The 14,370-nt window shown below is 45.6% G+C and carries 11 protein-coding genes and 1 pseudogene; 2 read left to right on the top strand and 10 right to left on the bottom strand.

Translation table 11 applies throughout. The features are described from left to right. Positions 1-111: 111 nt before the first annotated feature. Positions 112-1,584, bottom strand: a complete 1,473-nt coding sequence (gene ltrA / locus L1D55_RS07975; RefSeq protein ID WP_239917062.1) for a group II intron reverse transcriptase/maturase — start codon at positions 1,582-1,584, stop codon at positions 112-114. A 1,026-nt stretch (positions 1,585-2,610) separates the two neighbouring features. Next, a complete protein-coding gene (locus tag L1D55_RS07970) occupies positions 2,611-3,237 on the bottom strand; it encodes a Crp/Fnr family transcriptional regulator (RefSeq protein WP_239917061.1) in 627 nt (208 codons plus the stop codon). Positions 3,238-3,316: 79 nt separating this feature from the next. Here L1D55_RS07970 and L1D55_RS07965 point away from each other — a divergent pair, with 79 nt between their 5' ends. Together L1D55_RS07965 and L1D55_RS07960 are read left to right on the top strand one after the other, a co-directional pair. Further along, complete coding sequence (locus tag L1D55_RS07965; RefSeq protein ID WP_239917060.1) at positions 3,317-3,808, top strand: heme-binding protein; 492 nt, start codon at positions 3,317-3,319, stop codon at positions 3,806-3,808. Beyond that, positions 3,801-3,968, top strand: a pseudogene (locus L1D55_RS07960) (4-aminobutyrate--2-oxoglutarate transaminase); the annotation flags it as partial. The gene L1D55_RS07965 and the pseudogene L1D55_RS07960, both read left to right, overlap by 8 nt. A gap of 433 nt (positions 3,969-4,401) precedes the next feature. On the opposite strand, the gene L1D55_RS07955 reads toward L1D55_RS07960, so the two are convergent. The 8 genes from L1D55_RS07955 to aroQ all read right to left on the bottom strand — a co-directional run bounded on the left by L1D55_RS07955 (position 4,402) and on the right by aroQ (position 14,265). Further along, a complete protein-coding gene (locus tag L1D55_RS07955; RefSeq protein ID WP_239917059.1) occupies positions 4,402-6,567 on the bottom strand; it encodes an AAA family ATPase in 2,166 nt (721 codons plus the stop codon). Continuing rightward, positions 6,564-7,001 carry a VPA1267 family protein gene (locus tag L1D55_RS07950; RefSeq protein ID WP_239917058.1) on the bottom strand — a complete coding sequence of 146 codons (438 nt, stop codon included), beginning with the start codon at positions 6,999-7,001 and terminating at the stop codon, positions 6,564-6,566. Before L1D55_RS07950 ends, L1D55_RS07955 begins: the two co-directional genes overlap by 4 nt. Continuing rightward, positions 7,001-7,678 carry a gamma-mobile-trio protein GmtX gene (gmtX, locus tag L1D55_RS07945; protein WP_239917057.1) on the bottom strand — a complete coding sequence of 226 codons (678 nt, stop codon included), beginning with the start codon at positions 7,676-7,678 and terminating at the stop codon, positions 7,001-7,003. The genes L1D55_RS07950 and gmtX overlap by 1 nt, the downstream gene beginning before the upstream one ends. Further along, on the bottom strand, positions 7,678-10,278 hold the full coding sequence (locus L1D55_RS07940) for an integrase family protein (RefSeq protein ID WP_239917056.1): 2,601 nt from the start codon (positions 10,276-10,278) through the stop codon (positions 7,678-7,680). The genes gmtX and L1D55_RS07940 overlap by 1 nt, the downstream gene beginning before the upstream one ends. Continuing rightward, the gene (gmtY, locus tag L1D55_RS07935; protein ID WP_239917055.1) at positions 10,278-11,735 is read right to left on the bottom strand and encodes a gamma-mobile-trio recombinase GmtY; all 1,458 of its coding nucleotides are present in this window, start codon (positions 11,733-11,735) and stop codon (positions 10,278-10,280) included. The genes L1D55_RS07940 and gmtY overlap by 1 nt, the downstream gene beginning before the upstream one ends. A gap of 181 nt (positions 11,736-11,916) precedes the next feature. Further along, positions 11,917-13,260 (bottom strand): acetyl-CoA carboxylase biotin carboxylase subunit, encoded by a 1,344-nt coding sequence (gene accC, locus L1D55_RS07930; protein WP_063525207.1) that lies wholly within the window; start codon positions 13,258-13,260, stop codon positions 11,917-11,919. Between the two features lie 15 nt (positions 13,261-13,275). After that, the gene (accB, locus tag L1D55_RS07925) at positions 13,276-13,743 is read right to left on the bottom strand and encodes an acetyl-CoA carboxylase biotin carboxyl carrier protein (RefSeq protein ID WP_128159172.1); all 468 of its coding nucleotides are present in this window, start codon (positions 13,741-13,743) and stop codon (positions 13,276-13,278) included. A 72-nt stretch (positions 13,744-13,815) separates the two neighbouring features. After that, positions 13,816-14,265 (bottom strand): type II 3-dehydroquinate dehydratase, encoded by a 450-nt coding sequence (gene aroQ, locus L1D55_RS07920; protein ID WP_063525209.1) that lies wholly within the window; start codon positions 14,263-14,265, stop codon positions 13,816-13,818. Positions 14,266-14,370 lie beyond the last annotated feature (105 nt).

The following is a 14,370-nucleotide window of genomic DNA, read 5'->3' as shown; positions in this document are numbered from 1 at the left end:
TGTCGGATAGGCGACACCTGTTACCAGATGCCGCCCTCCTAAGAACCGTACGTGCAACTTTCACTGCATACGGCTCAAGCCTCCACTAAGGCGTTATTGTTACCCAGCAACTCACAAAGCAGTGGCGACAGGATCAAACCATGAGTTACGACCTGTATTTTTCACCTTACGTTCATTGAGAAAACCTTCCCAAAAAGGATCGAACGGGGTCGCTTGACTCATGATTTTTACATGTCGCTTGATTGGCACTTGACCGATTTGAAACAGTCGGATCACGCCATACAGTCCATCCTTTTTAAACCAGCCATGGAAAATCCATTGCCCTTGATAGTTTAGAAAGTACTTGTGTGCGATCCATTTACGTCCCTTGTTTGGGTGACGCCTGACTGACCATCGCCATAACGCTAGAAACATCTGATGACCAACATAGCCGAAGGTTTGTTTAGCAACACAGTGGCGATAGTAATTCGCCCATCCTCGTAGCTTTGGATTCATCATCTTAATGAGATCGGCTACTGGGATTGTTGCGTGTTTTCTAATGAGGTCACGCATGTTTCGTAAGAATGATAATACGTTGGATTTGCTCGGTTTAATGAGCAGTTTCCCTTTGTACTTTCTGGCGTTGAAGCCAAGAAAGTCAAAACCATCATTGATATGAGTAACGTGCGTTTTCTCTTCAGAAAGCGCTAAACCTCTTTCTTGTAAGAAAGCCATCAGTTGCGGCTTAATGTCATTCACTAGGACTTCCTTTGAAGACCCCGTGATAACAAAGTCGTCAGCATAACCTATAAAGTTTACTCTGCTGCCTGTCTTGCGAGCGATAGATTTAATTAACTTTTCTAGTCCGACAAGAGTGAGCAACATCAGGGTGGGTGAAATTATCCCGCCTTGTGGTGTTCCCTCTGCCGTTTTGTAGAATAGCCCTTTGTCTATATAGCCACATTCCAGCCATTGCTTGAGCATCCTTTTGTCTGTCGGGACATTATCAAGTAGCCACTGGTGACCTATCTTGTCGAAACAAGCTTTGATATCCCCCTCAAGAACCCATTGTGCAGCTCCCTTTTTGCACAGGCATTTGAAGCACTGCTGTATTGCATCGGCTGCGCTTCGGTTAGGTCTAAAGCCATAGCTGTTAGGGTCGGCAATTGTTTCCGATATAGGTTCTAGTGCTAGAAGATGTAACGCTTGTTGCGCTCGGTCTATCATACACGGGATACCTAATGGTCTAAGTTTGCCGTTTTTCTTCGGGATATAGATTCTTCTGAGCGGTTTAGCTCGATAGCCTTTTCTGCTCAGTAAGCTGACTGCCGCCATTCGACGTGCATCGGTGTTCCAGATGTCGCCGTCAATTCCTGGCGTTTTACTGCCTTTGTTTTGTGATACTCGACGAACAGCGAGAAATTTTGCTGCTTTCGAGTGAGTCAGTATCCACTGTAGTGCTTTCGCCTTACCGTGTTTACCTTCTCGGATTGCTTTTGCAATGCGCATCTGGAGCCTTAACACATGGCGCTCAACCGCTTTCCAGTCGATGGATTGCCATTGGGCGCTGCCAGAAGGGGCACTCACTTCATGAGAAGAGATCATCTGCGTTCCTTCTTAAATAAAGTTTTCCAAATCATCTTGCAATGGGAGACCAGTTGGAAGTGGGCACACTTTCGTGTCAAACATCCGTCTGTATCTGCATCATTACAATGCAGCATTCGCTTTTTCCAACCTCCTTTACCAACACCGCTATCGGCTCTCTTCACAGACAGCTTTCCCGAAGGAACGATACTGGCTTACCGTGTTCCGCATGTCGCGCAATATCAGGGTAGATGCCCACTATAGTGCGAGGAGCCTATCGATCACGAAAGAGTATTGTCCAACCTCTTTCCTACTCCCATCGCCGTTTGGCCACAGCGTATTAACCACTTCCGCTGCTTCACGTATAACGCACCTTACATGGATTCACTTTCGTTCATCATACTGATTCCCTAGCACTCACCCAATTCGTGGTTATCAGGAGGAGCATTCCCTCACGGTTCTGCTCCCGTTTGGCACAGTGCCAAACTTCGTTACATTGTCAGGCTCGCTGCTTTATTCAGAGCCTTAGGGTCGTCTGGTGATACAAACGGTTCACTCTTATCGCGGTGAACAGCGCTTCATGCGACTTCACGTCGCACGGACANGCTTCACGTATAACGCACCTTACATGGATTCACTTTCGTTCATCATACTGATTCCCTAGCACTCACCCAATTCGTGGTTATCAGGAGGAGCATTCCCTCACGGTTCTGCTCCCGTTTGGCACAGTGCCAAACTTCGTTACATTGTCAGGCTCGCTGCTTTATTCAGAGCCTTAGGGTCGTCTGGTGATACAAACGGTTCACTCTTATCGCGGTGAACAGCGCTTCATGCGACTTCACGTCGCACGGACAGAAACGTGTTAGTGACTTCTAACCCTCATCGTAAAACCTAAGTTCGAGATGTTACAACGATCAATGGATAACATCATTGTAAACGTAAAAGCTATAGGTCTAAGAATACGTGTTAGTCGTTAGCAATATACGGTATAACCTTGCCTCTAGGTTTATTTGAAAACAAAGCTTGTCAGCTCAATGGTAGTTATATTTACTTCTTTAATAAGAGGACGCTTTTGTAGCTTAAACTAACTTTATTTTGTTTCTTGAGATAGTTAAGTTGGATACCAACAGCTTCCTTGGTTACCCCTAATAGGTTTGCTAGTTCACTTTGACTAATTTGTAACTCGTTACTACCTTGCCAAATAGAGAGTTGCTTTAACATACTTTCGGTACGAACAAGTAACGTGTCAAAAGAATTAGACAGCAATCGGCTATAATAACTGTCAACATACCTCGCTAAAACCGCAGTTACCCATTGCCAAATTTCTGGATGTTGATTTGCCACATCAATGAAATCGTTTTTTCGAATAACGACTAAAGATGTACTTTCTAAGGCGATTGCATCGTTAGGACGCATTTGTTTACCGAAGCAACCAATTAGACCAAACCACTCTCCTTTCAGCAGATCTTTTACTGTCAGCTCTTTACCTGCTTCACTTACACTATTAATACGTATTTTACCTTCTTGGACGTAATACAGAAGCTCAGCTGTATCACCGCTGCGATGAACATATTGTCCAGGTTGAAATAGATAATTCTTTGCCCTGAAACTGAGCTTATCCATAGCTTTTTGAGGTACGCCCCCCATCGAAGTAGAAAAAGAAAATTCGCCCATAAAGACAATCCTGATTGTAGAGTTGAATAACCTAAATTAGCTATAAATTGGCCTCCACTATAACGTTCTGGAGTCAAACATGATAACTAAAATCTCTCTCCCACTCGTGGCCTTACTATTGTCCACCTCAGCGAATGCAACGAACGAGCTTCCAAGCAAACCATATTTATTAACTGAGCAAGCCGAGCAAATAGCTAAACTTGCACTTCAAGAATGTGACAGTATCAACGTGCCCGTTTCAATATCAGTTGTAAATGACCAGGGTAGGTTATTGTATTTTTATCGTGGTAAAGAAACGGGTAGTAATACAATTCATACTAGTTTTCGTAAAGCCTATACATCCGCGAGTTTAAAAATTCCCACATCTCAACTTACATTAGCAGTTGAGAACAAAGGGTATACGCAACTTGGAAAAATGGAGGACGATATTCTACTGCTCCCTGGAGGGTTACCGATTACATATAACAATACTGTTGTAGGAGCCATTGGATTGTCAGGAGCGCCCAATCCAATTATAGAAGAGGAGTGTGCGAAAAAAGCAGTTGCTGCATTTATCGAAAAAGATCAGTAAAGCTTCAGATAATGGACTGACACTCTTGTCTTGTGGTGTAAAAACCAATGTGATTTGTTTACTCCCGCCACTCACCATTGAGCGCAATACATTAGTGGGAGGCTTAGACAGGTTGACATCAATATTGATTGAATCAACGAAAAGTGGCGATTCACTTTAACTTCCCCCCATCATCCAAATACAACCGCCGATACCTTTGAGGCGGTTGCATTACTCAACTTAGGTGTTCTTTTGATACTGTTTGGAAGAACGCTATTTATTGGGTATTACGAAGTGGGTTAGACGACAAGGTAAGCCATCGGAGTTCCTGGCACACTTTGGGGCATAAANAGCGCAATACATTAGTGGGAGGCTTAGACAGGTTGACATCAATATTGATTGAATCAACGAAAAGTGGCGATTCACTTTAACTTCCCCCCATCATCCAAATACAACCGCCGATACCTTTGAGGCGGTTGCATTACTCAACTTAGGTGTTCTTTTGATACTGTTTGGAAGAACGCTATTTATTGGGTATTACGAAGTGGGTTAGACGACAAGGTAAGCCATCGGAGTTCCTGGCACACTTTGGGGCATAAACGAGTTTGAAATTGCTAGCTCAACAGTTCTTTCAGATAGCTATTCCGCTTATTAGAGTGACTAGGTGCCTCGGTGATACGCTTCATATCCTCGCTACTACCAACGATATGGATTTCACTTTCCGCTCTCGTGATTGCCGTATAGAGCCATGCTCTATCTACTATCCTACCTTTTTGCAGGGCAATAATGATGCGCGGGAACTGTGACCCTTGAACTTTATGTAGGGTGATTGCATAACCCAGTTCCATGCAGTCGAGAACGGATTGTGTTATCTCGACCTTTTCACCTGTATCTAGCGTCACTTCACCGTAACTATCACCAGAAGGTTTGACGCTGGTTAGCATACCAAGTGAGCCGTTCTGAATGCCTTTGTCGTAATGATTCTGCGTAAATAACACAGCATCATTGAGGCGAAGTGGCAGAAAGAACTTATTCCCATTGATTTCGAACTCAAGGCTGACGCTATCTGGGTTAACGGCTTGTTGGGTGAGTTGATTGATTTCTGATACGAGCACTTTGGTTGGAGCCATGATGCGACTGTTATCAGGACACTGTTGGTAAAGCTCACAACAGACTTTGGCAATGTCTGTTGTGCTGGTTTCGTGAAAGTGTATTGCACCTGTGCTTAATCGTTCAGGCATCACGCCCTCATTGACGAGCTTTGAGTATTCAGGGATGCCCGATGAGCCTTCCTGCCTCTTAACGATATCTAGCATCGTATTTGCCACCGTTTTTGCTTCAACGATGTCTGTCAATACCTTGCCACAGCCAATTGGTGGAAGTTGGTCGGGGTCACCAGTGAATATTAATCGTACAGAGGGGGGAATGTGATTCACAAGACGATACATGGTTGGCAGGTCAATCATGCTTGCCTCATCAATCACCAGTAGGTGATTAGGCTTATCGACACTGGGCTCTATGGGGTCTTCACGCAGTAATTTAGCAATGGTTGAGGTAACAAAACCGATGGACTCATGAAGTCTCATTGCAGCACGACCGCTGAGCGCAACGGCGTGTATTTCAAATCCAAGTTGATGGTAGGCCCTGAGAGCCGTTCTGAGTACCGTTGTCTTGCCTGTTCCTGCACCGCCCGTAATACAGCTTACCGAATTATCCAGACACGTTGTTACGGCTTCGATTTGTTTAGGAGTTAATTCGTAGGGAAGCTCCGCAACCGCAGAGCAATACGCAGCATTGGCGTTTTCATCAAACAAGTCATTTCGCTTAATCAGTGCGTTAAGCCGTTTGGCAACGACACTTTCCATCAGAAGTTGCGCAGTTGGATGGTAGGCTCCTGTGTCGGGATTTAAAATATACTGAGTTTTATCATGACCTGATTGGAACGCCTGAGTGACCAGTGCTTTGTCTTTCAGTAGCTTGTTGAGGTAAGGGCGCACATTGGCATGAGTGGTATAGGTGTGACCTTTTTCAATCTCCTTGCGAATCGCCATTTCCAGAGCGGCGCTAAGCCTTCTTGGGTCATCCTTCGCAACATCGCTCTTAAAATCCGTTACCTTGATAATGTCTTCAATGGCACTGAACGAAAGACCAAAGCCCATCAAAGTATAAGGATTATCCTTAATTACCTCTATGGAGGCTTCACCGTGATGCTTGAGCAGCCGTTGCAGCACACTGGCGGGGATGTTGTGCTCACTCATCCAGTTGCAATGTGCCAGATTTTTATATTTGGCGTACCCCTTAAAGAGCGCTTCCACTGAATCTTCACTCAAAATCGATGTCAGACGCTTTCTGGACTCTGGGGTGTCATTTCTCAGTGTGGCATGGAAGTCTTTACCCAAGAGCTGCCAGATCGCCCTGGCTTTGCTTTCGCCAATACCCTTGAAGTCACTTTCTCTGGCGATAAAGCGTATCAGTTGCTCACCTGTTTCGGGTAAAGTGCATTCAATATGCTTGGGTGATTCATAAGTGTGCTGCTGCATGACATAATCACCCATCTCCATATTTTCTATCTGGCGAGCGCCTTTGACTGACCAATGCTGACCCAGCGTTGGAAGCACAGGGATGCTATCTGGGTCGGCTTTGATGGTGACGTAATACTTCCCACTATTGGTTTTGTAAGAGTCTTTCGCCAGCGGTACACCGCTGAATATCACCATCTTGGTCGAGCGATAAGGGATACTGGTTACACGCATTTGGTCTTCATGCAAAGCGGTATTCATCGTGGCATCAACCCCATTTCGGATAAGGTTTCCGATAGCTCACCAAAGCGCTCAAGTCGCTTTTCAAGCTCATTGACTTTGGCTTTCAATTCAATGTTCTCAGCTTCTAATGACGACACCCGCTTGGAATCGAGTATCTTGCGATTTGCTGTGTTGTCGTAGGCTTTGGGCTTATCCGCATTCTTCTTAGCTGCGTCGGTCAACGGTGGTAGGACACCTTTACCGCGCAGCTCCTCTTCTAAGGCTTTAAGTGCTTTTTTAAGGGCAGGGTTTTGGTTTAACACCGATTTGTCATAACCGATACCCTTTGCCACTTCAATACGATTAAGCTGACCTCTGAACACGATTTGTTTAAAGTCATCGTCCGTCTGTGTGGCTTTCCAGACCTCAAATGCCTCAAAGTTTTGTTGCGCTTTCTGCTGCCCACTTGCCATTAGTCATCCACCTCACCCAACAGTTTGCGAAGTCCTGTGACAAAGCCTCTGGGGAATACTTCGCTGTTGTCCTCCATGTTCTTCACCTGACCTGCCTGAGTGGTTTGCCAGTCGTTCTTTTCCATACATTCATCAGAAATGGCATACGCTAAGGCTTTCTTCTCTGATTCGATGAGTACACCTGATAGGGATGGCAGCACTTCCACGCTTGGCTCTGCGGTGGTATCAAACTGGCGCACAGGGCGTTTGTCGATGGTGATATTGGCGTGTTGCTTGAGCAGATTAACCTCTTTGCGGTAACGGTTACGCTCGGCAATGATTTGACCAAACAAGGCGCGTACCGCAGGGTCTGGGATACGCTCTAACAGTTTATTATCCGCAGGGATGGATTTAGACCTTGAGGTGTTGGATAACGGTTTTTTGGTACTGGTATTGTACTTTGCCGCCCATGCTTCGATGAGCGTTCGGTAGTGCTTGTTACGGGTGGCACGCAAAGCCTCATACGCCAATCCGCCATTTTCAGCAGACACTCGACCAATTTGGGTAATGGAAAAGTCACGCTGACCTGATTCTGCATAGGCTTTCAGCGTGTCGTTGAGCTTATCGAGGTTTTGCTGTGTGCGAGGTACTTTGCCTTCTTTTAAGTCAGCCAAAATGACATCAATATCGAGTTCCATTAGTCCTCCAATAATTTCGGTAGTGCAATACCATTTAGATTAATGGCGTTATCAGTCAATGCATGAATACCCTGAGAGAGCAGTTTGTTATCGTTCAGGTATTCACCCGCTTCGATGTAGTTTGCCACCTTGCGGTAGCCTTCGAGTTTGTCATCAGGGTCAGCGATTTTTGCCATTTGACGCAGCATCGCATTGGCGGCGATGAGCTGTTGTTTGTCGTCCATTTTCATGAAAATCGGCTCAAAGCCTTTTTTCATCAGCACACGACTGAGTTGCATTGAACGCTTTTGAATTACAGGGGTTTTGCGCAGTTCATCCTTCAAATCAGGGTAGAACTCCGCGTCATCACAAATAAGGGATAGATGCAGTAACTCTGAATCGGTTTCGATAAACTTCAATGCATGGCTGACATCGTGCTCAGAGCCAACCGCAATCAGTTTATCTTTGCTGTCATCTTCATTTCTGGCTTCTTCGACACGAATGATTTTCTGAATAAGTTCAAAGCATGCTATCCAATCTTTGGCGTATTCATCGGTTTCGATTTGCTGTTTTTCATAGCGACGCTGTAGAGCTTGCAGTTCATTGTGTTTGATGAACGGCTTACCTTGCTCTTCACAGAAGAACAGTTCGTCTTTGATGGCTTCCAGCTCACCCTCAATTTCTACAGAGAGATTAGCCGCCTGATGCGCCTTGTAACTCAATTGATTGAAATGGGCATTGAGCGCAGGCAGGTATCGTGCTTCAGTAATAAACCAGCGGCAACGAATACAGTTTTCAGAGCCATGAGGCACACTGGCATAAACACGGCTGGCAGCGACTTTTGCATCTTTAATTAACCCACCACCGTTCCAGCACCCGCCAAGCGTGCTGACTTCATCCGATTTGACGGTGTTACCGCCAACCAAGCACAATCCACACGAGCGCTCTTCCCAACCGATTGGATTGCGGTTAACCAATGCTGCCTGAACGCTATCATCACTGTGATACACCATCTTGCATTTGATTTGTTCCATCGAAGCATCTTTAAGGAAGTTACGTACCGATTGTTTGGATTTGGCGTCTAGCTCTCCATGCGCTTCATCCATCTTCTCAGCCATGACTGATGGGGTTATTTTGTTGTAGTAGATGGTCATTAACAGGCGCGTATGACCCGCCAATAGCTTAGAAATAACAGGTAATGGCAGTTGCGTGTCCATCGTATAAGCGGTGATGAGTGAGACACGTAAACTGTGTAATGGAAATAGAGTGGAGACTTTAGCGCCTTCTTGGGTGCCCTCTGGGTAATCCACAACCAGTTTTAGCCGTTCGCCGTTATCTAGTGTGCTGCCTTGCTCTGTGAGTTGGCTTTCTAGCGTCAATAGGAGTTGATACCAGGCATGGTCTGCCACTTGGTCTCTGATAGGCTTTTGTTTGTCCGATTTCTTTTTTCCAATGTGCTTTCTCAGCAGAGTGGTGCAATCGGTGGGCTTTGTTATCGGATTATACTTTTCTTGCCAGTTACGCAGCTTTTCCAGCCAGTACAGCGCTTCTTCGTTCTGCCAAGGGATGATGTAACCCCGCTCCAGTTCGTCTTTGTTTTGGTCGGCGGTCTTGTTGGTGTTGATATACAAGCCTGTGGAATACAGCCCTGTCATAGTGTCGTGAATGCGGCGGAAGATACCTTTCCCAAATGGGTGTTTTTCGCTACCAAGTGCAAAATCATGCTGAGTGTTTACTACCCACTGACCGTTTTCATAGCGCCATGTATCGGCTTCACCACTGTCTAGCATACGCACCTGATAGGTACGCAGGGGAAGGTGGAGCTTAATAAATATCACCATTGCTTTGACGGGCGACCAGATTTGGTGAAGGGCGATTTTATTACCTTTGCGAGTCACTTCTTTAGTGCGCCACACGCAGTCGGGGTCGGTTTCATCAATCAGCTCTGGGGCTACTTCAAACCAGTCACCATCACCACCTCTTTCTCCTTGTCCTGTTTGCTGTTGTGCCCATGTCCAGTGCTTGAAATGTCGATAGTGATAGGCAGGAAGCAGAGATTCATCGTCCTTGAGGTTTTGCTCAATGACTGTGAGTTCAGTTTCATCAGGCAACGGACAGTGGATTTGGCGCAAGTCCTGAATGTAGCGATACGGCAAGGGATTGCGAACCGTCTCCGTCAGATTGCTCTGCCGTTTGATTTTGCTCAGCGGGTTTTCAACCAATGGTACAAGATTGCCATTGTCACCTTCTTCCGAGAACACTTTTTTAATAACAAAGTCGATGAAGTCACAAGGGCAGTTCACGCCATTTTGGATATTTTCGGGGCTATTTCGCGTTTTTCTAACCAGTTTTTTCAACTCTTCGCTAGAGCATTTATGTCCTTGGTAGCCCTTAAAAAACAAATCTATATTGCCGATGGCATAGGGTGCATATTCAGCAAGATAGGATTCGAAGAATCGAACCATAGCCTCTCGTTTATGGTAAACCCCTGTGTTTTGTTCTGCCATCCATTCGGCTGCCAACTCTTGCCATTGCTGCCACTCCGCACCAAGTGTGATGAGCATCCATGAGAAAGTTAAATCCGATGAGCGTCCGCCATGTTTTTTGCCTTTACTCCCCATTACTTACCTCTCAATTTTGGATGTTTGCCAGTGAAGTAGCCCTGCGGGTCGATGTCATCAAAACCATGCTCTACCAATGCTTTCCAGTCGAGTGCTTTGACTTTGGATTCAGGGTTTGCCAGTTGCAGTGTGGCTTGGGTCAGTTCGTCAGAGATTTCCTGCTGACCTTTGCCTGTGTAGGGGATTTGTGAATCTAGGGACTTATGGTGCATACAGCGGCGAATCACCAATGGGTTCAATCCTGAGCGTTCTAATCGTCTACCGTAATTATGACGATGCCCGTGAGGGTCTTTACCTTCAGCCTTGCTTTGCTTCAAACCAATGCGCTTCAAGCCATTGGCGTAGTTGTCATGGAAAGCGTTGATGGTGTAAGGGTTGCCGAAGGCGCTGTGATGAAAAGAAATAAACGCATAAGGGTGGTGACAGTCGATGCTGGCGCGGTATTTTTGATAGTTTTTCCAAAGTGACATAAATACTTTGCCGTAGTCGGTTGGGAACCACTGAACCTGTATGTAGTTATCTTTATGGTCAACCACACGATTCTTCCAGCCAAGATGAGCAGTGCCTTTCATGCGCTGGCGAGGGATACGCGCATACTTTTCTTTTAAGTACGTCTCTCTATTTTGATTTTTAGAACGAACTTCAGGGTCATTTGGCGCTTTGCCATCGACTTCATTGTAAATTCGAACGATTGCACTATCTGGGTTATAGGGATCTTCAAACACATCTGTCACCCAAAGGGTTAAAGCCTCGCTTTCGCGTAGTCCGCCACCGTGCATGAGTAGGAGTATTAATTTGTCCCTGAGTGCCACTCGTGGATCGCTTGCGCCACCAATACCGTTCATATAAAAATCTTCCCAATGCTTTTCAGGAAAGGCGATAGCATCATCCTCGGTTTTAGTGAGTGGTGTGCGTCCCTTAATGGTTCGCGCTTTACGGATGATTTTGTTGACGGTCTTATCTTCAATATGACCAAGGAAGTCATTTTGGTTTTTTCGATACCATGCGGCGTAATTCAATCGCTGCTCATGAGGTGTGGCATCACGCAAGGGATTCATCGGTGCAGTGCTTTGTTTGTCTGCCAACCAATCGGTGAATGCCGTCAGTCGGTGAATGTGCTTATTCACGTTACTGGTTGAACTTGGCACCCAATACAAACCTGATGGGTCAAGTCCATCTTCACCAATCGTTCCTGTATACAACCGCTGAGAAAAGGTCTGAAAGAGCAACTTCGGGTCGTCAAACAATCCTCTATTTGCTTCCATATAATCCAGCAATAAGGACACCGCTTGAAGAAATCCATTCATGACGGAGTTACTCACCCCATCCGCCTCTAGCTTGAGTAGGTAGTCCGTGACCGTACTTAACTCTCCTTGCTCAGTTAGCAAGATAGGCAGTTGGCTTTTGATGCCCGTATTGTCCTCAACAATCGTTGCTCTGACTTTTACTGATGACAAATCATGCTTTTCCTATACATGTAATACACACAATTGACTATGTACCTATAATATTGGTTGTGCAATAAAAAGGCAGATTTCTCTGCCTTAATACACAATATACACCCTTTAAGTTACTATATATAACCAAAGTGAGCATTTTATTTTGTTCATTTAAGAACAAATTACACGAGGCTAGTTTCTATTGAAGACCAAGTTTCTTCTCAAGGTAGTGGATGTTTGCACCACCGTGTTGGAAGTTCTCGTCGTTCATGATCGACTCTTGTAGAGAGATGTTTACTTTGATGCCTTCTACAATCATCTCACCTAGTGCGTTCTTCATACGAGAAATCGCAACGTCACGGTTCTCACCGTAAGTGATTAGTTTACCGATCATTGAATCGTAGTGTGGTGGAACTGTGTAACCCGTGTAGATGTGAGAGTCCCAACGAACGCCCATACCACCAGGAGCGTGGAAGCGCTCAATCTTACCAGGTGAAGGTAGGAACTTCTCTGGATCTTCCGCGTTGATACGACATTCGATCGCGTGACCTTTGATCTTGATATCGTCTTGCGTGAAAGATAGAGGTTGACCAGCAGCAACACGTAGTTGTTCTTTGATTAGGTCAACACCAGTTACCATCTCTGTTACTGGGTGCTCTACTTGAATACGAGTGTTCATTTCGATGAAGTAGAATTCGCCATTTTCGTATAGGAATTCAAATGTACCTGCACCGCGGTAGCCGATTTCTAGACATGCGCGAGTACAACGTTCACCGATGTATTTACGCATCTCTTCAGTGATACCTGGAGCTGGCGCTTCTTCAACAACCTTCTGGTGACGACGCTGCATTGAACAGTCACGCTCACCAAGGTGGATAGCACCGCCTTGACCGTCAGCAATTACTTGTACTTCAACGTGACGTGGGTTTTCTAGGAATTTCTCCATGTAAACCATGTCGTTGTTGAAACATGCTTTTGCTTCAGCACGTGTCATTGCGATTGCTTCTGTTAGTTCACCTTCAGTGCGAACAACACGCATACCACGACCACCGCCGCCGCCAGACGCCTTGATGATCACTGGGTAGCCAATGCGCTTAGCATGTGCTTTGTTTGCTGCTTCGTCGTCGTTTAGCGGGCCGTCAGAACCAGGTACACAAGGTACGCCTGCTTTCTTCATTGCCGTGATTGCTGAAACTTTGTCACCCATGATGCGGATAGTTTCTGCTTTAGGACCAACGAAAATGAAACCGCTTTGTTCAACTTGTTCAGCGAAGTCTGCGTTTTCAGATAGGAAGCCGTAACCAGGGTGGATAGCAACAGCGCCTGTAACTTCAGCTGCACTGATGATACGAGGGATGTTTAGGTAGCTATCGATACCACGAGCAGGACCGATACAAATGGTTTCGTCTGCTAGCAGTACGTGCTTAAGGTCACGGTCAGCTGTTGAGTGAACAGCAACCGTTTTAATGCCTAGCTCTTTACATGCTCGCAGAATACGTAGTGCAATCTCACCACGGTTCGCGATTACTAATTTATCTAACATAATGAGGCTTCTCTATTATTCGATAATTACTAGAGCTTGATCGAACTCAACTGGTTGGCCGTCTTCAACAAGGATTGCAGTTACAACACCAGACTTATCAGCTTCGATTTGGTTCATCATCTTCATTGCTTCAACGATACATAGTGTGTCGCCAGCGTTAACTTGTTGGCCAACTTTTACGAATGGTTTTGCGTCTGGGCTTGGTGCGCCGTAGAACGTACCAACCATTGGAGAAAGAACTTGGTGGCCAGTTACTGCTGCTGGAGCTTCAGCTGCTTCTGGAGCCGCCGCTGGAGCTGGAGCTGCTGCAGGAGCTGGAGCCGCTGCTGGAGCCGGAGCTGCTGCGTATTGAATTGGTGCTGCTACAGGTGCAGTGCCGTTGCGGCTGATGCGTACTGACTCTTCACCTTCAGAGATTTCTAGTTCTGCGATACCAGACTCTTCAACCAATTCGATCAGCTTTTTGATTTTGCGAATATCCATCGTTTCTTTCTCTTTTGTTAATTAACCATGCTCTATGACTAGAGCTGGTGTCTATTAGTTCGGTTATGTTCGTTATTTTGACTGCAACTTGTGAATCGCAGCAGTCAAAGCAAATTGGTAGCCTTGTGCGCCTAAGCCACAGATTACCCCTTCTGCTTTATCTGAGAGGTAAGAGTGGTGCCTAAAAGGTTCACGTGCGTGAACATTCGATAGGTGCACTTCAATAAATGGGATCGCTACGCCAAGTAGTGCATCACGCAACGCCACACTGGTATGTGTAAAGGCCGCTGGGTTGATGATAATGAAATCAATATCTTGATATGCACTATGGATAGCTTCGATCAGTTCATACTCACGATTTGACTGTAAGTGCGATAGCTCAACATCTTGTGTTTTCGCTTGCTCTGTTAGTGAGCTAATAATCTGGTCAAGTGTTTGAGAGCCGTAGTGTGCCGGTTCTCTTAGGCCTAACAGGTTAAGGTTTGGGCCATTTAAAACTAGAATGCGAAACTTTGTAGACATCGTGGGGCTATCTTCCTTTATCGTGATTACGACCGTGAATGTTGCCATTTTATTGAAAATTTGAGGTTAATTTCCAGTGAGAAAAACCCAAATTTAAAAATTAGA

Source organism: Vibrio sp. Isolate22 (assembly GCF_022398115.1).
GTDB lineage: Bacteria > Pseudomonadota > Gammaproteobacteria > Enterobacterales > Vibrionaceae > Vibrio.
Note: the sequence above shows the minus strand (reverse complement) of the source record. Positions and strands in the feature narration are given on the sequence as shown.